Below are 17,970 nucleotides of genomic sequence, written 5' to 3'. Positions count from 1 at the left end.
CGACATTCATGTCTGGAAACCGCGTTGCGCGCCCAACTTGGGCACGCCTAGGCTGAACCCATATTCAGTCTTGCGGAGGTTCCCGTGACCACAGAAATCAAGCTGACGAATGGCCGATTGAAGAGCCAAGCTGTCGAGGCCTATTGGGATGAGGGGTTTATCTTTCCGATCCCCGTGTTCTCTGCCGCAGAAGCCGCTGGGTTCCGTGCCGAGTTGGAAGATGTCGAAGCCAATTGGCGCGAGGCGGACCTGCCACTGCCATTGAACATGTACAAACGCATCAACGCGCATGTGGTGATGCCTCTGGCCACGCGCATTGCTCTGGACCCGCGCGTTCTGGACGTGGTCGAAGGTGTGCTGGGTCCCGATCTGCTGCTGTGGTCGGCTGAACTGTTCATCAAGGAACCGCGTACGACGCAGGTGGTGGGCATGCATCAGGACCTGACCTATTGGGGGATGGGTGAAACCTCGGACCAGTTGACCGCATGGATCGCCCTGTCCCCCGCAACAGTCGAAAGCGGTTGCATGGATTTTGTGAAAGCCAGCCACAAGAATCCGATCCTGCCGCATAATGATACGTTTTCCGACAACAACCTGCTGTCGCGTGGGCAGGAAGTTGCAGTGGACGTTGCAGATGAGGACAAGACGCATATCGAGCTACAGCCCGGTCAGATGTCACTGCATCACGGGCTGACGATCCACGGATCAGGTCCAAACGCGTCGGATGATCGTCGGATCGGTCTGGCCATCCGCTATCTCAACCCCAACGCGCAGCAAAAGGTCGCCGACCGTGACTACGCCATTCTGGCGCGCGGCGAAGACCGGGTGGGGAATTTCATTCACATCCCGGCGCCGAAGGAATTGTTTGCACAAGACGCTCTGGACCTTCACGCGCGCATTCGCGCCGATCAGGCCAAAGCGATGGCCCAGGGGGCCAGCGAGAAACTGCAGCTTTACGATCAGGCCCCATCGAATCCGGGCTGAGACGGGCCCGACTGCCGCGCAGGGCCTTCCCCTTCCCGCGTCCATTCGCTATTGCAGGCGCTGACCCGAATTTGTTGACGCAGGACGCATCCCATGGCGATGGAAAAGACATTCAACGCGGCCGAGGCCGAGGCCCGCATCTATCAGGCCTGGGAACAGGCCGGAGCCTTCAAGGCAGGCGCGAACAAATCGCGCGACGAGAGCTTTACCATCATGATCCCGCCGCCCAACGTGACGGGCGCCTTGCATGTGGGCCATGCGTTCAACAACACGTTGCAGGATATTCTGACCCGTTGGCACCGGATGCGCGGCTTCGACACTCTGTGGCAGCCCGGTCAGGACCACGCTGGTATCGCCACGCAGATGCAGGTCGAAAAGATGCTGGCGGCCACTCAGCAACCTGGTCGGCGCGAACTAGGGCGTGAGGCATTTCTGGACAAGGTCTGGGAATGGAAAGGCGAATACGGCGGCACGATCATCGAACAGTTGAAACGACTGGGGTCGTCCTGTGATTGGTCGCGCAATGCTTTCACCATGGCTGGCGCGCCGCGCGATCCGCGTACCGGACACGAAAATTCTGCGAATTTTCACGACGCGGTCATCAAGGTCTTCGTCGAGATGTACGAAAAAGGCCTGATCTATCGCGGTAAGCGGCTGGTCAACTGGGATCCGCATTTCGAAACTGCCATTTCGGACTTGGAAGTCGAGAATATCGAAGTCGCCGGCCACATGTGGCACTTCAAATACCCGCTGGCCGGGGGCGAGACATACACTTACGTCGAGAAGGACGAAGACGAGAACGTAGTGCTTGAGGAAGAGCGCGATTACATCTCGATCGCCACAACGCGCCCCGAAACCATGCTGGGTGATGGCGCGGTTGCGGTTCATCCCTCGGACGAACGGTACGCCCCCATCGTCGGCAAGCTTTGCGAAATCCCGGTTGGTCCGAAAGAACACCGCCGTCAGATTCCGATCATCACCGATGATTACCCCGACCCCGAATTTGGCTCGGGCGCGGTGAAGATCACTGGCGCGCATGATTTCAACGACTATCAGGTCGCCAAACGTGGTGGCATACCGCTGTATCGCCTGATGGATACAAGCGGGCACATGCGGGCCGATGGCGCACCTTACGCGAATGAGGCGTACAAAGCCGGTCAATACGCACGCGGTCAGTCCTTTACCGAAGGTGAGATCGACGCGATCAACCTTGTTCCCGACCACCTGCGCGGATTGGACCGGTTCGAGGCGCGCGCCAAAGTGATCGACGAGATCACCAGCGAAGGTCTGGCTGTCATGACCCGTGCTGATGACCCGCGTCTGGGATCGACCGCGCTGAAGCCGGACCACGAAGGCGCGGACAAAACCGTTCCGCTGGTCGAATCCAAACCAATCATGCAGCCATTCGGCGACCGCTCAAAAGTCGTGATCGAGCCGATGCTGACCGATCAGTGGTTCGTCGATGCTGAAAAGGTCGTTGGCCCTGCACTGGATGCGGTCAAGGACGGCACCGTCAAGATCATCCCCGAGTCCGGTGAAAAGACGTATTACCATTGGTTGGAAAACATCGAACCGTGGTGCATCTCTCGCCAGCTATGGTGGGGACATCAGATTCCGGTTTGGTATGGCCTTGATCTATCGGCTGAGAACTTCAAGGACGACGAAAACGACGGCGACCTTGATCTAGTCGAATTGGGACGTCTGCTAAACGAAGGCGGCATGCTCCACCGTGGCAACGTCATGGAATGTGCGCCCAACTTTGATGCTGTTGTCGATAAATTCCTGGACGACAATGCCAATATCCCCAGCCCGCTGAGCCATGCGACCGTTATTGAGGTCGCCGACAAGCATGCGGCCATCCATCAATTCGCTGAAAGCCTTGCTCAGTACGCAGTCGAACAGGACCCGACCAAGCTGGTGTATCCGGTCTGGCGCGATCCCGATGTCCTCGACACCTGGTTCTCCTCCGGCCTCTGGCCCATCGGCACGCTGGGCTGGCCCGAGAAGACCGAAGAGCTGGAGCGTTACTTCCCTACGGACGTTCTGATCACCGGCTTCGACATCCTGTTCTTCTGGGTCGCCCGAATGATGATGATGCAACTGGCCGTGGTCGATCAAATCCCATTCCACACCGTTTACCTGCACCAACTCGTCCGCGACGAGAAGGGCAAGAAGATGTCCAAGACCACCGGCAACGTCATCGACCCGCTTGAGATCGTGGACGAATTCGGCGCCGACGCTCTGCGGTTCACCAACGCCTCAATGGCGGCGATTGGCGGCGTGCTGAAACTGTCCAAAGAGCGCATCACCGGCTATCGCAACTTCGGCACCAAGCTTTGGAATGCCGTCCGCTTTGCCGAGATGAACGAGGTCTTCACCGACAGCGTCCCGCAACTGGATGTGGCTGATCTGAAACCCAAAGCCGCCGTTAACCGCTGGATCATTGGCGAAACCGCACGCGTACGGGAAGAGGTCGACGCGGCGCTGGAAAGCTATCGCTTCAACGACGCGGCGAACGGGCTTTATGCCTTTGTCTGGGGCAAGGTCTGCGACTGGTATGTGGAGTTGTCCAAGCCGCTGCTGCAAGGCGACGATGCAGAAGCGCAGGCCGAAACCCGCGCCACCATGCGTTGGGTTCTGGATCAGTGCATGGTCCTGCTCCATCCGATCATGCCCTTCATCACCGAAGAGCTGTGGGGCCTGACAGGCAGCCGCGCCAAGATGGTCGTTCACGCCGACTGGCCGAGCTATTCTGCCGCTGACTTGGTGGATGCCGATGCGGATCGTGAGATGAACTGGGTGATCTCGGTTATCGAAAACACCCGTTCGGCACGGGCGCAGATGCGTGTTCCAGCAGGCCTTTATGTCCCTATGCTGGTGACCGAGATCGACGCCCACGGGCAGGCTGCATGGGACCGCAATGAAGCGCTGATCAAGCGTCTTGCGCGGATCGACAGCCTGACCAAGGCCGATGAATTGCCCAAGGGGACCATCTCGATTGCTGCCCCAGGTGCGAGCTTTGGCCTGCCGCTGGCGGACATCATCGATATCGGCGCGGAAAAGGAACGGCTGGAGAAAGCCATGGGCAAGCTAGTAAAAGAGCTTGGTGGTCTGCGCGGGCGATTGAACAACCCCAAATTCGTGGCTTCGGCTCCGGAAGAGGTTGTTGCTGAAGCCAAAGCCAACCTTGCAGCCCGTGAGGAAGAAGAAGCCAAGCTGAACGAGGCGCTTGCACGTCTGGCCGAGATCGCCTGATCCTCTACTTTTCATAAGCACTCAAAGTTCAAAAGCCCGCCGTTCTCCCGGCGGGTTTTTACTGTGCAATGACGTATTTCACCTTGTTCGCAGCAGCTTGTGATTGTTAGCAAGTGCGGGTGGTTATAGTCGAGGACAGGATGACACGCGCATTTCCCCCAATGCAGACCGTTTCGACAGGGCTGGTCGTGGCCATCGTCGGGTTCTTCAGCTCATTCCCAATTGTGTTGCAGGGGCTGAACGCGATGGGAGCCTCATCGCAGGAAGCCGCCTCGGGCCTGATGAGTGCAGCCATCGCTATGGGGCTGGCCGCCATTGTGTTGAGCCTGTTTCACAAGCTACCAATCAGCGTTGCCTGGTCCACGCCAGGTGTCGCGCTGCTGGCTGTGTCTGCTACACCGACCGAAGGGTTTTCAGGCGCAATCGGCGCATTCCTTTGCGCCGGAGCCCTGACCGTTCTGGCAGGGCTGTGGAAACCGCTTGGTCGGTTGGCTGCAGCAATCCCAATCACTCTGGCGCAAGCGATGCTGGCAGGCGTGCTCTTGCCGCTTTGCCTTGTACCATTCAAAGCGGCGGTCGAGATCCCATGGCAGGCGTTGCCGGTAATCCTAACATGGTTTATTACGGGCCGCTTCAATCGGTTGATCGCGGTTCCGGCAGCTGTGGTCGCAGCGGCTATCATTGTGTCGCTGAACGCCGGAGATGCTCAATTGATGCCAGATCGTCTGATCGCTGCTCCGGTCTGGACCATGCCATCCTTCTCGGTCGCGTCTGCCATCGGAATCGGCGTACCGCTGTTTATCGTCACGATGGCGACACAGAACATTCCCGGCGTCGCTGTGATGCGCAGCTTTGGCTTCGATCCAGTTCCCGGCCGGTTGTTTTCATCCGTCGGTGGCGCAAGCATGCTCTCGGCCCCCTTTGGAGCGCCCGCAACCTGTCTGGCTGCGATCACCGCGGCGATGTGTTCCAATGAGGACAGCCATCCTGACCCGGCGCAGCGCTATTGGTCCGCCGTAATGGGGGGCGTGTTTTACTGCCTGTTCGGCGTCTTTGCGGTGGCAATCACAAGCTTTGCTGCCCATGCCAACCCATTGCTGATGGGTACTCTGGCAGGGGTTGCTCTGATCGGGGTCATGGCCAACGCCATGCATGCCGCGTTGGATATCCCTGCCGAGCGCGAGGCGGCCATTCTGACCTTGGTCATCACCGCCTCTGGTATCACGGTCTTTGGATTGGGTGCGGCGGTCTGGGGGCTTTTGGCCGGCGGAATAGCGTATTTCGTGACAAACAGAGTGCGGTAATCCCTTTCGCCCGACTGTCACAGGCAGTAGAATACAAACATGTTCGGATCGCTTGGAAAACTGGTGGAACGCCAGATTAAGAAGGCACAGGCCGAGGGCCAGTTACAGGGGCTTGAAGGCGAAGGTGCGCCGCTTCCTGACCGTTCAAGTGAGGCGCAAGGTGATCCTGCCATTGCCGCTGGTCACCGGATCATGGCGCAGGCCGGGGTTCTGCCGGAAGAGTTCAGCATCAAGAAACAGCTCGACGCGGCACGCAAGGATTACGCTGTTCTGACGGATCCCGAAGAGCGCAAGTCGGCGATGTCCCGCATCGCCGATCTGGAGATGCGATACAATATGGCCCGCGATGCGCGACGCAGTTTTATGCGGTGACTACTTGAACTCGGGCTTGCGGCCCTGCATCTGCGCCATGACAACCTCCATCTGATCTGGCTTTCCAATCAGGTCGACCTGCTCTGAGGATTCGGCCATCAAAACATGTGCGCGGTCTCGGGTTTCGGCCACATCGATCAGACGCTTGGCGGCACGGATGGCCGAGGGGCTTTTGCCCGCGATATCCTCGGCCAGCGCAAGTGCCTCGGTCAGCGGGTCATCCGAGAGTTTCGTCACTAGTCCCCAGTCTGCGGCCTGCGGCGCACCGATCGGACGGGCGGTATAAGTCAGAAGGCGCAGAACGTCCGAGCGAACAAGCTCAGGCAGCAGCACCATCCCGCCCATGTCGGGAATGAGACCCCATTTCATCTCCATCACAGACAGCTTGGCCTCGGGGTGCGCGATGCGGATATCCGCACCCAGCGCGATCTGCAGGCCACCGCCATAGGCCACGCCCTGAATGGCGCAGATTACCGGGACCGGGACACGCCGCCAGATCAGGGCAATCTCCTGCAACTCATTGGCATCTTCGTGGCTGCGGGTCATCAGCCATTCGGTCGGGTCTGTTTGGGCCATGCTGGCAAAGCTGGCCATATCGAGCCCGGCACAGAAGCTTTTGCCCTCTCCCGACAGCACCACCGCCCGGATATCGGCGGCGGCGACCTCTTGCCCAGCCGAGAGGATCGCCTTGATCATCGCATCGTCCAAAGCGTTCATCTTGTCGCCGCGAGTCAGCGTGACATGGGCGATGTGATCTTTGTATTCGACGGATACGCGGGACATGGGACCTCCGGTGCGTTCTTTGTTGCGTTAAGCATGCCAGTAAGAGGCAAGCAGCGCTACAACGACGTCAGGGCAAATCGGCGATCGGCATCCGACCAAACCAAGGAGAGTCCAGTGTCATTACATAGAACTGGTCGCCAGCCGCCTGGCCCGCAGTGGTGATGCCCAGCCGCCCTTGGGGGTCTTGCAGCGTACGCAGGATGATTCCGTCACCATCAAACTGCACCAGCATACCGCGGTGGATCGGCGCGGGGCGCACCTTGGGTCCCAACCGCCAGATCACCTTGCGTAGGAAGGGATAGGGCATCAGCTTTTCCGCGGGCACGCGCGGGCTGGCGAATGCCATCCAATAGGTGCCGTCACCTTGCGCTTTGATGTTGTCCGGATAACCCGGCAGGTTATCCAAAAGAACCTCTTGTGCTCCGGCTTTGGGGCCGACCAGCCACAGCTTGTGCACCCTTGCCCGACCCGTCTCGGCAATCAGCAGGAAATCTTCATCCGGTGAAAGGGCAATGCCGTTGGTGTAGACGAACCCTTCGGCGATTTTTTCGGCAGTGCCGTCAGGCGAATAACGTGCCACATAGCCGGTTGGCGATTGCTCCCAGATCGTCATGACCGAGGTGGGTTTGGTGCCGCCCATGGTTTCAGGATCGAACCGGTTTGAGGAGTTCGAGAAATAGACCGTGCCGTCCTGTGCCACGTCGAGGTTGTTGGCATAGATGATAGGCGCGCCATCGATCTCGGAGACCAGTGTTTCCAGCGTTCCGGGCCCGGCCCAGCGCATCAGCCCTCGAAAGCTGTCGGCGATATAAATCGCGCCATCTGGTCCCGCCCGCAGACCCAGGGGGCGGCCGCCAAGTTGATCGACCTCGGCCGGCTGGTCACCGTCGATGCGGTAGAGGGCGCCGGATTGGCCGGTGGTATAAACTGCGTCGTCTGGCATCACTGCGATGTCTTCTGGGCCAATCTCCCCCGCCGGTAGCGAGATCAACTGCGCTGTGTCGAGATAGTTGTTTTCGGCAAAATCGCCCGTGAATCCGGGCGGTTCGGGTGGCTCGTAGGCCACTGGGTCAACCGGGACCGGCCAGAACACGAGATAGGCAAGACCGATAAGGACAAGTGCCAGTATATAACGCATAACGCCTCCGAACTGCGGTTGCGGGCACACTGACTGTGATTGCATCTGCGTGCAAGGCTTGCCCCACTGCGGCGGTTGCGCTTATCTGCCGCCATGACCGGTCCTCGTTACACCCCGCTTGCCCAATCCCTGCCCGCAACCGTGCCATTTGTCGGCCCCGAAACGCAGGAGCGTCAGCGTGGCGCGCCCTTTATCGCCCGGATCGGTGCAAATGAGAGCGTGTTTGGCCCCTCGCCGCGCGCCATAGAGGCGATGCAGCGGGCGGCGGATGAGATATGGATGTATGGCGATCCTGAGAATTACGAATTGCGCCACGCGCTGGCCGCGTATCATGGGGTAGCGCCCGAGAATATCGTTGTCGGCGAAGGCATTGATGGCTTGCTGGGCTATCTGGTTCGGCTGTTGGTCGGGCATGGAGATGCGGTTGTGACGTCGGACGGGGCGTATCCCACCTTTAACTACCATGTGGCAGGGTTCGGAGGGGATTTGCACAAGATTCCCTATCGCGACGATCACGAGGACCCGGAGGCGTTGTTTGCCAAAGCAGCAGAGGTGAACGCAAAGCTGGTCTATCTGGCCAACCCTGACAACCCGATGGGCACTTGGCATTCCGGCGCGGATATCGTGGCCGCGATGGAAGCATTACCAGAAGGCTGCGTGCTGGTTCTGGACGAGGCGTATGTGGAATGCGCCCCAGAGGGCACCGCCGCGCCTGTTGCGGCTGATGATCCGCGGGTCATCCGAATGCGGACGTTTTCCAAGGTCTATGGGATGGCCGGGGCTCGGGTTGGCTATGCCATCGGTGCGCCCGGGTTGATTTCCGCCTTCAACAAAGTGCGCAACCATTTCGGTATGAACCGGGCTGCCCAAGCCGGGGCTTTGGCCGCGCTTGAGGACAGCGATTGGCTGGCGCAGGTTCAGGATCGGATCGCCGACGCTCGGGATCGGATCGCGCAGATTGCAAGGTCCAATGGGTTGGAACCTTTGCCCTCAGCCACGAATTTCGTGGCGATTGATTGCGGGCGCGATGGGGTGTTTGCCAAGGCCGTGTTGGACGCGCTGGTGGAACAGGGAGTGTTTGTGCGCATGCCGTTCGCGGCACCCCAGAACCGTTGTATTCGCGTGAGTTGTGGGGGAGAGGTAGAGATGGTCGCATTCGAGGCTGCTTTGCCCAAGGCCTTGGTGAAGGCCCGATCTATTTAGAGGGCTGTCTGCCCCCCATCGCGCTGAAGCGCGATTCCCCCGAGGATATTATTGGCCAGATGACGACGCGGATCGGGTATTAGGTTGCCAATGCGGCAGCGGCGGCTTCAAGCGCGCCTTTGCCGCGGGGAATGTCGAGCGCGGCCATCGCCGTTTCGACGCCACCCAGCATGGCCATGACCATCTGGGCATTCACGTGGCCCATGTGACCAAGGCGGAAACAGCCGTCCCAGTCTTCCATTCCCAGACCGATGCCCAGCGTCAGACCCAGTTGGGTTTCGGTATAGCTGCGCAGCGGCGTGCCACGCCCTTTAGTCAGGCGAAGGGCAGTGACGGCGTGGCTTCGATGGGCCGGATCGGCGACGTTGAATTGCAACGCGCCACCTTGCGCCCAGATTTCACAGGCGGCCCAGATGGCCTTTGCCAGGTGTTCGTGGCGGGCCCAGACCTGTTCGATCCCTTCGCTGTGGATCAGGTCGAGCGCGGCGCGCAGGCCGTAGAGGTGGTGTGTTGGCGCGGTGCCGTTGAAATACTGGTAGAACAGATCGGGTTTTGCGCGCGGCTGCCAGTCCCAATATTGCGAGACGCGGGGCATTGTGGCGCGTTTGGCTTGCGCTTTGTCGTTGAAGAAGACGAAGCCGGTGCCCGCCGGGGTCATCAGCCCCTTTTGGCAGGCGGTCACCGTGACGTCGACACCCCAGGCATCCATCTCGAACCGATCGCAGCCCATGGATGCAATGCAGTCGGCCATCAGCAAAGCGGGGTGGTCGAGGTCGTCGAGCAAGGCGCGCAGGGCTGGGATATCGTTGCGGATCGATGTGGAGGTATCGACGTGAACCGCAAGCACGGCCTTGATTTTGTGGCTGGAGTCGGCGCGCAATGCTTCGGCGATGCGCTCGAGATCCCAGGGAGAGGACATGCCGAAATCAATCAATTCGACCTTGGCGCCGATCCCCTCGGCCATCTCGGCCCAACCGTGGGTGAAGCGGCCCGAGGCCGGGGCCAGCACGGTTTCGCCGGGCGCGATCACGTTTGAGAGCGCGGCCTCCCACGTGCCGTGGCCGTTGGCGATGTAGATGGCGACGTTGTGCTGGGTTCCGGCAACGCGTTTAAGGTCATGCGTCAGCGCGGGCATCATCTCAATCAATTCGCCGTCATAGATATTGGGCGACGGACGGTGCATCGCCTGTAGCACCGCGTCTGGCATGACCGATGGGCCAGGGATGGCCAGATACTCGCGCCCTTGCGCGAGGGAGATTTGGTTTGTCATGAGGGCAACCTGTTTGAATTGAGGCTTACCCTAGCGTTTCGCCCTGCGACGTCAATCCACCAGACTGGCGGCCTCGCGCGCAAGTGTTTCGATTCCAGCCCAGTCGCCAGTTTGTACCATTTGTTTGGGCGCGACCCAGCTGCCGCCTGCGCAGGCAACATTCGACAGAGACAGGTAATCGAGAGCGTTTGAGGGCGACACACCGCCCGTGGGGCAGAAGGTGATTTGTGGAAGTGGCGCTCCGATTGCTTTCAAAGCGGGCGCTCCGCCTGAGGCCTCAGCAGGAAAGAATTTCAGCATGTCATAGCCCTTTTCCAGCAGAGCCATGGCTTCACTTGCGGTAGCCGCGCCGGGCAGAAGGGGCAGGCATTCGGCTTCGCAGGCGGCGATCAGGGCATCGGTTGCGCCTGGTGAAACACCGAATTGCGCGCCAGCCTCTTTGGCAGCGCGGACATCGTCAGGGGTAACCAATGTACCCGCACCTACTACGCTACCAGGGACGTCGGCCATCGCGCGGATAGCGTCGAGCGCGGCGGGGGTGCGCAGGGTGACTTCAAGCGCCGGGAGGCCTCCGGCGACCAAGGCTTCGGCCAACGGGCGGGCGTGGGCGGCGTCATCCACGACCAGAACCGGGACGATCGGGGCCAGCGCGCAGATCTCACGGGTGCGTTGAGTTTTGGACATGGGGTTACACTCCGAAAATGCTGGCGCCGGTGTCGGCTGAGCCGACATTCTGGCGGAAGGCGCCGAAGAGGTCACGGCCAACGCCGTGTTGGTTTGCAGTGAGGTCTGCAGTAGCAGGTGCACGGTCGAGAACGCCGGGGGTCAGGATTTCCAACTCGCCCTTGATCGCATCGACGCGCAAAAGATCACCGTCCTGCAGATAGGCGATGGCTCCGCCGTCCAGCGCCTCGGGGCAAACATGGATGGCAGCGGGAACCTTGCCAGAGGCACCGGACATCCGGCCATCGGTGACCAGAGCCACTTTCTGCCCCCTGCCCTGCAGGATTGACAAGATAGGCGTCAGAGAGTGGAGCTCGGGCATGCCATTGGCCTTGGGGCCTTGGAAGCGGACGACGACGATAACGTCATCGGTGAATTCTCCGGCCTTGAACGCGGCTTTCACGGCGTTCTGGTCGTGGAACACACGCACGGGTGCTTCGACCACTTGGTGTTCGGGCGCAACGGCCGAGACCTTCATGACGCCCGTGCCCAGATTGCCGGTCAGGCGCGACAGACCACCGGTGGGCTGGAATGGATCGTTGGCGGGGCGAACGATTTTTTCGTTCAGGCTGTGGCCCGCGCCGTCTTCCCAGATCAATTCGCCGTCCTTCAGCTTAGGTTCCTTGGTGTAGTTGTGCAGGCCCTGACCGGCGACGGTGAGCGTGTCGGGGTGTAGAAGGCCGTCTTCCAACAGAGTACCGATGGCAAAGCCCAACCCGCCAGCGGCGTGGAAATGGTTCACATCAGCCAAACCGTTGGGATAGACCCGCGCGACCAGAGGCACGACGGCTGAGATGTCCGAAAAATCCTCCCAGTCTAGCACGATACCACCGGCACGCGCCATGGCGATCAGGTGGATCAGTAGGTTGGTGGAACCGCCGGTGGCCATCAGGCCAACGATGCCATTGACGAAAGCACGCTCATCAAGGATCTGGCAGACGGGCGTGTAGTGATTGCCCAACGCACTGAGGGAAAGGGCGCGGCGCGCGCCTTCTTCGGTCAGCGCATCGCGCAGGGGCGTGTTGGGGTTGATAAAGCTGGAGCCCGGCAGGTGCAGGCCCATGAACTCCATCAGCATCTGGTTGGTGTTCGCGGTGCCGTAAAACGTACAGGTTCCAGGGCCATGATAGGCAGCCATTTCGGCCTTCATAAGTTCCTCGCGGCCCACTTCTCCGGCAGCGAATTTCTGGCGGATCTTGGCCTTTTCGTCATTCGGCAGGCCGCTGGTCATGGGACCGGCGGGTAGGAAGACGGCTGGCAAATGGCCAAACGCCTGCGCGCCGATGATCAGGCCGGGGACAATCTTGTCACAGACGCCAAGGAACACAGCTGCGTCATAGGTGTTGTGGCTGAGCGATACACCGGTCGCCAGCGCGATCACGTCACGCGAGAACAGGGACAGTTCCATCCCCGCCTCACCCTGAGTGACGCCGTCACACATGGCAGGCACCCCACCTGCAACCTGCGCAGTGCCACCCGCCGCGCGGATCGCGTCACGGATCAAGCCGGGGTAACGTTCGAATGGCTGATGCGCCGAGAGCATATCGTTGTAGGCGGTTACGATGCCCAGATTGCCCACCGTGCCGGTGGCCATCGATTGCTGATCCTCACCCGCCCCCGCATAGGCGTGGGCCTGACCGCTACAGGACAGGTGCGCCCGCGCCGGGCCTTTTGACCGGGCCTGTTCCATCCTCTCAAGATGCGGGCCGCGCAGGTCAGCGCTGCGGTCGATGATGCGTTTGGTGACGTCGGATATAACTGTGTTGACCATGATTATCCTCCGATCTGACGCCAGCGGCGCCCATCGCGATGCATCAGCATCAATGCTTCTTCTGGCCCCGAGCTGCCCTGATCGTATTTCGCGGGCTTGCCGCCACGCTCTTCCCAGCCGTGAATGATGGGATCAACCCAAGCCCAGGCGGCCTCGGCCTCGTCACCACGCATGAACAGGGTCTGGTCGCCGCGGATTACATCCATGATCAGGCGTTCGTACGCGTCGGGCGATTGTCCATCATCGCCCAGCGCGTCGGCAAAGCTCATGTCCAGCGCCACATCGGACAGGCGGAACCCACCCTGACCCGGTTCTTTGATCGTGGTGCGCAGAGTTATGCCCTCGTCCGGTTGCAGGCGGATTACCAGCACGTTGCCGTGCAAAGGTCCAACATTCGGGAAGATCGTGTGCGGTGGGTCGCGGAAAAACACCGCGATCTCGGATTCGCGCGCCCGCAGGCGCTTGCCCGTGCGCAGATAGAATGGCACTCCGGCCCAACGCCAATTGCCAATATGGGCCTTGAGCGCAATAAAGCTTTCGGTACGGCTGGCAGGATTACCAACGTGATCAAGGTACCCATCGCCCCCTTTTTCGGTGCGGTATTGGCCACGAGCGATATCCTTGGGTTCCACCGGCTCCAGCGCTTCGATCACTTTGACCTTCTCATCGCGCACAGCGTTGGGTGAGAATTTCGAAGGCGGCTCCATCGCCGTCAGGCACAGCAATTGAACCAGATGGTTCTGGATCATGTCACGCATTGCTCCGGACTGATCGTAATAAGCACCGCGCCCTTCGACGCCTACGGTTTCGGCCACGGTGATCTGGACGTGATCAACATGGGTGGCGTTCCAGAGCGGTTCGAATAGAGAGTTGGCAAAGCGCAGGGCCATCAGGTTCTGCACGGTTTCCTTACCCAGATAATGGTCGATACGGTAAATCTGATGCTCTTCGAAACAGGCGCGCAGGCCCTCATTCAATGCTTTGGCTGATGCAAGATCGTGACCAAAAGGTTTCTCGACTACGATACGACTGTCCAGCGTGGCCAGTCCGTTATCGTTCAGACGTTGTGCGATACCTGAGAAGAGACTTGGGCCGACGGACAAATAAAATGCGCGCACCACATCCGGACGCAGTGCCTTAGCCAAATCGGGCCAACCCGCATCACCCAGTGCATCAACCGGAACATAATCGACGCGAGAGAGAAAGCGATCAAGCGTGTCTTTTTTGAAACCTGGCGCAAACTCTTGCATCGAAGTACGCAGCTGTTCGCGGAACCCATCACTGTCCATGTCGGATCGGGCGGTTCCGATGATGCGCGCATCCTCCGGCATCTGGCCGACCTCGAACCGGTGATACAGGCCCGGCAGGATCTTGCGTTGCGCCAGATCGCCCGTCGCGCCGAACAAAACAAGGTCGAACGGATCAACCGGAATTACGCGTGAGACCATTGCAAGGCTCCTTTCGACTTCCCCGCCAGATTAGGCAAGGATTCAGTCCGGGACTTAACGCATGTGCGTCATAATTCATGTTATCGCTAACATTCATCGGCTGAATAAGAAACCCGAACGCAAAAATCAAGCTCGGATTTACAATCAACATCGCAGAAGGCCGGTCAGGATTGTGTCCGCAGCCAATCCATCACCGCAGGTCGCACGGATTGTTCGCCGCGATGGCGCGCATCGGCGATAATCTTGCGCACTTCCTGAAGGTTCGATCGCAGCATCAGGCTTTTGACCGGCCCGATTGAAGCGGGGCGCATCGACAGCGTCCGAATACCCATCGCAGCGAGGCACAGCGCCTCGACCGGGCGACCGGCATCTTCACCACAGAAGCTAAGCGGAGTTTCGGAAATCGCGCATCGTTCCACAATACGTTCGATAAAACTCAGAAAGCTGACGTTCAACGTATCATAACGACGACGCACCAGCTCATTCTCGCGGTCGGCGGCGAAGAAGAATTGTTTCAAGTCGTTGCCACCGATCGAGATAAAGCCCACCTCGTCAAAGAACTTCTGTGGCGCAAAGGCGAGCGAGGGCGTTTCCAGCATCGCCCCAACCTCGAGTGTTTCGGGCAAGACGTGACCCAGCCGACGTTCACGTTCGATGGTTTTCTTGACCTCCCAGCGCGCTTCCCTGAATTCATCTGCCTGCGCGACAAACGGGAACATGACCGTCAGGGGTCTTCCATCGGCGGCACGGATCAGCGCCTGTAGCTGCATCCGCATCACGCCGCGTTTGTCCAGTCCGACGCGAATCGCGCGCCAGCCCAGCGCCGGATTCGGTTCTTCCACGTGCTTCATGTAGGGCAGAACCTTGTCTGACCCGATATCCAGTGTCCGGAACACCACGCGTTTATCACCCGCCGCATCCAGAACCCGCTTGTATTGCGTTACAAGCTCGGATCGTTTCGGCATCTGATTGCGGATCAGGAATTGCAGCTCGGTGCGGAACAGACCCACGCCTTCGGCACCCGAGTTATTCAGTGATGGCAAATCGGCCATCAAACCCGCGTTCATCACCATGTTGATACGCGCACCATCCTGCGTCACTGTCGGCGTTTCGCGGATCGACGCGTAGCGTTCTTGCGCCTTAGCCTCCATAGCGATCTTGTCGCGGAAGGCACTGACCACGGTGTCTTCGGGTCGCAGATGCACAACGCCGCTATCCCATCAACCAGAATGTGATCACCATTCAGTGCTTCGGTTGTGATACGGCCCACATGCACCACTAGCGGGATCGCCAGAGCGCGTGCCACGATGGTTGCATGGCTGCCAACCGAGCCTTCTTCCAACACGATGCCTTTGAGCGATCGGCCATATTCCAGCAAGTCTCCAGGGCCGATGTTGCGGGCGATCAGAATCGGATCGGGCGGTAGATCAGCCCCGTTGCCATTGCCCTGACCGGTCAGAATCCGCAGTAACCGGTTGCTGAGGTCATCCAGATCTGCCAGCCGTTCACGCAAATACGGATCGGTGACCTGCCCCATGCGGGCGCGGGCCTGGGATTGCTCTTTCTCAACCGCCGCCTCGGCGCTGAGGCCAAGGGCGATGTCTTCCTCCATCCGGCGCATCCAGCCCTTGGAGTTGGCAAACATCCGGTAAGCTTCCAGAACCTGCAACTGCTCCTTGTCGCCGCCCTGAGAAATCTCGAGCATCTTGTCTACGCCAACGCGTAGCTCTTCAACTGCCTCGGTCAGCCGCTCACGCTCGCGGTGTGGATCTTCGGCGATTGGGTTGGTGACGACGACGCGTGGCTCGTGCAGCCAAACATGACCTTCAGCAGACCCTTCCTGCGCAGGTCCCCCGTTCAATTGCACCGACTGCTGATGAAGCGGTGACAAGGCTGCGCCTTCACCCACGAATGCGCCCAACTCGGCCATTTCGGCCAGAACCATAGCGACCACTTCCAGCGCATAGACCTCATCCGCAGAAAACTCACGCGCGTCCCGTGACTGCACAACCAGTACGCCAAGCTTCTGCCCCAGACGCTGCACCGGAACACCCAGGAACGACGAATACCGTTCCTCGCCGGTTTCCGGCATGTACCGAAACCCCTTGGCTGACGGTGCATCGGCGGTGTTGACCACCTTGCCGTACTTGGCGACGCGTCCAACCAGCCCCTCCCCCATACGCATCCGGGTCTGGTGCACGGCTTCGGGTGATAAACCTTCTGTGGCGCAAAGCTCCAGCGTGTCTTCATCGCGGAACAGATAGATCGAGCACACTTCGCGTTCGGTACTGTCTGCGATCAGATGCGTGATCCGGTCAAGACGTTCCTGACCGGCGGCCTCGCTGGCCATTTCTTCGCGCAGCCGCCCCAGCAGCTTGCGAGATTCTGTTTCCGTGCCTTCCGCCATGGCCCACCCACGTTACGGTTTCAGACGGGACACGTGGCTGAAAACTCAGGCCGCCTTGTCCAGTTCAAAGGCATCATGCAGTGCCTGAACCGCAAGTTCCATGTATTTCCTGTCGATCAGGACGGAAATTTTTATCTCGGAGGTTGTAATGACCTTGATGTTGATCCCCTCATCCGAGAGAATCTTGAACATCTTGGCCGCAACACCGGATTGCGAGCGCATGCCGATCCCCACAACCGACACCTTGCAGACGTCTTCGTCCGCAACCAGTTCGGCATAGTTCAGCTCACCCTGTTCCTTGATCGCCAGCAGTGCCTTTTCGGCACGCGCAACCTGATTGGTCGGGCAGGAGAACGTCATGTCGGTACGCCCTTCGTCCGAGATATTCTGGACGATCATGTCAACGTTGATGCCTTCATCGCTGAGCGCCGTGAAGATGATCGAGGCAATTCCGGGACGGTCGGCAACCGAGACAACGGTCATCTTTGCCTCATCCCGTGAATAGGCCACGCCCGAGACTACATTGGATTCCATGATTTCCTCCTCGTCGACGACCAGCGTACCAGCCTCGTCGGATTGTTCCTCAAAGCTTGAGAGAACGCGCAGTTTCACCTTGTAGCGCATCGCCAGCTCGACCGAGCGGGTCTGCAGCACCTTGGCCCCAAGAGAGGCCAGTTCGAGCATTTCCTCAAACGAGATCCGATCCAGCTTGCGCGCTTTCTCGCAGATGCGCGGGTCGGTGGTGTAGACGCCGTCCACATCTGTGTAGATATCGCAGCGCTCGGCGTCGAACGCTGCAGCGAATGCCACGGCGGTGGTATCAGACCCACCGCGGCCCAATGTGGTGATCCGTCCTTCGGGGCTAATGCCCTGAAAGCCTGCCACCACCGCAACACGCATGCCTTCGTCAAACTTCTGAGTAATGTTCTCCGGCGGGATCTCTTCGATCCGGGCAGCCGAATGGGCGCCGTTCGTGATCAGAGGCACCTGCCAGCCCTGCCAACTGCGCGCCGGGATTTCCATTTCTTGCAGCGTCAACGCCATCAGGCCTGCGGTAACATTTTCACCCGAAGAGACAACGGCATCGTATTCTCGCGCATCATAGAGGGGCGAGATTTCATCGACCCAACCTACCAGCTCGTTGGTTTTACCCGACATGGCCGAAACGATGACGATCACGTCATAGCCCTTGGCGACCTCGACACCGACCCGTTTTGCAGCGCGGCGGATCCGGTCCAGATTGGCGACCGACGTGCCGCCGAATTTCATCACGAGTACGGGCATGAGGCCAAAGTCTCCGCGCCTTGAATTT

At 59.7% G+C, this 17,970-nt stretch carries 12 protein-coding genes and 1 pseudogene; 5 read left to right on the top strand and 8 right to left on the bottom strand.

Going from position 1 to position 17,970, the window contains the following annotated elements:
- The first annotated feature begins 84 nt into the window (after positions 1–84).
- The 4 genes from ACR3EJ_RS08825 to ACR3EJ_RS08810 all read left to right on the top strand — a co-directional run bounded on the left by ACR3EJ_RS08825 (position 85) and on the right by ACR3EJ_RS08810 (position 5,915).
- On the top strand, positions 85–984 hold the full coding sequence (locus tag ACR3EJ_RS08825; protein ID WP_170541512.1) for a phytanoyl-CoA dioxygenase family protein: 900 nt from the start codon (positions 85–87) through the stop codon (positions 982–984).
- A gap of 93 nt (positions 985–1,077) precedes the next feature.
- Complete coding sequence (locus ACR3EJ_RS08820) at positions 1,078–4,239, top strand: valine--tRNA ligase (RefSeq protein ID WP_170541515.1); 3,162 nt, start codon at positions 1,078–1,080, stop codon at positions 4,237–4,239.
- A 140-nt stretch (positions 4,240–4,379) separates the two neighbouring features.
- Complete coding sequence (locus tag ACR3EJ_RS08815) at positions 4,380–5,543, top strand: benzoate/H(+) symporter BenE family transporter (protein ID WP_480422916.1); 1,164 nt, start codon at positions 4,380–4,382, stop codon at positions 5,541–5,543.
- 39 nt (positions 5,544–5,582) lie between these two features.
- Complete coding sequence (locus ACR3EJ_RS08810) at positions 5,583–5,915, top strand: DnaJ family domain-containing protein (protein WP_170541519.1); 333 nt, start codon at positions 5,583–5,585, stop codon at positions 5,913–5,915.
- Here the strand turns inward: ACR3EJ_RS08810 and ACR3EJ_RS08805 are convergent, their stop codons facing one another.
- Positions 5,916–6,698, bottom strand: coding sequence for a crotonase/enoyl-CoA hydratase family protein (locus ACR3EJ_RS08805; protein ID WP_170473180.1), 783 nt, complete (start codon positions 6,696–6,698; stop codon positions 5,916–5,918).
- A gap of 67 nt (positions 6,699–6,765) precedes the next feature.
- Positions 6,766–7,836, bottom strand: coding sequence for an SMP-30/gluconolactonase/LRE family protein (locus ACR3EJ_RS08800; RefSeq protein WP_170541522.1), 1,071 nt, complete (start codon positions 7,834–7,836; stop codon positions 6,766–6,768).
- Positions 7,837–7,929: 93 nt separating this feature from the next.
- Between ACR3EJ_RS08800 and ACR3EJ_RS08795 the strand changes: the two genes are divergently transcribed.
- On the top strand, positions 7,930–9,039 hold the full coding sequence (locus ACR3EJ_RS08795) for a pyridoxal phosphate-dependent aminotransferase (protein ID WP_170541525.1): 1,110 nt from the start codon (positions 7,930–7,932) through the stop codon (positions 9,037–9,039).
- A gap of 79 nt (positions 9,040–9,118) precedes the next feature.
- Here the strand turns inward: ACR3EJ_RS08795 and ACR3EJ_RS08790 are convergent, their stop codons facing one another.
- From ACR3EJ_RS08790 to ACR3EJ_RS08765, 6 genes and pseudogenes are all read right to left on the bottom strand, one after another.
- The gene (locus ACR3EJ_RS08790) at positions 9,119–10,309 is read right to left on the bottom strand and encodes an aminotransferase class V-fold PLP-dependent enzyme (RefSeq protein ID WP_170541527.1); all 1,191 of its coding nucleotides are present in this window, start codon (positions 10,307–10,309) and stop codon (positions 9,119–9,121) included.
- Positions 10,310–10,360: 51 nt separating this feature from the next.
- The gene (locus tag ACR3EJ_RS08785; RefSeq protein ID WP_170541530.1) at positions 10,361–10,993 is read right to left on the bottom strand and encodes a bifunctional 4-hydroxy-2-oxoglutarate aldolase/2-dehydro-3-deoxy-phosphogluconate aldolase; all 633 of its coding nucleotides are present in this window, start codon (positions 10,991–10,993) and stop codon (positions 10,361–10,363) included.
- A gap of 4 nt (positions 10,994–10,997) precedes the next feature.
- Positions 10,998–12,803 (bottom strand): phosphogluconate dehydratase, encoded by a 1,806-nt coding sequence (edd, locus tag ACR3EJ_RS08780; protein ID WP_480422915.1) that lies wholly within the window; start codon positions 12,801–12,803, stop codon positions 10,998–11,000.
- Positions 12,804–12,805: 2 nt separating this feature from the next.
- Positions 12,806–14,251, bottom strand: coding sequence for a glucose-6-phosphate dehydrogenase (zwf, locus tag ACR3EJ_RS08775; RefSeq protein ID WP_170541533.1), 1,446 nt, complete (start codon positions 14,249–14,251; stop codon positions 12,806–12,808).
- Between the two features lie 164 nt (positions 14,252–14,415).
- Positions 14,416–16,658: pseudogene (gene ptsP / locus ACR3EJ_RS08770) on the bottom strand (phosphoenolpyruvate--protein phosphotransferase).
- A 45-nt stretch (positions 16,659–16,703) separates the two neighbouring features.
- Positions 16,704–17,942: an aspartate kinase gene (locus tag ACR3EJ_RS08765; RefSeq protein ID WP_010441694.1), complete on the bottom strand. Its 1,239-nt coding sequence runs from the start codon at positions 17,940–17,942 to the stop codon at positions 16,704–16,706.
- Positions 17,943–17,970: the final 28 nt, after the last annotated feature.

This window comes from Ruegeria sp. AB11 (assembly GCF_056536325.1).
Note: the sequence above shows the minus strand (reverse complement) of the source record. Positions and strands in the feature narration are given on the sequence as shown.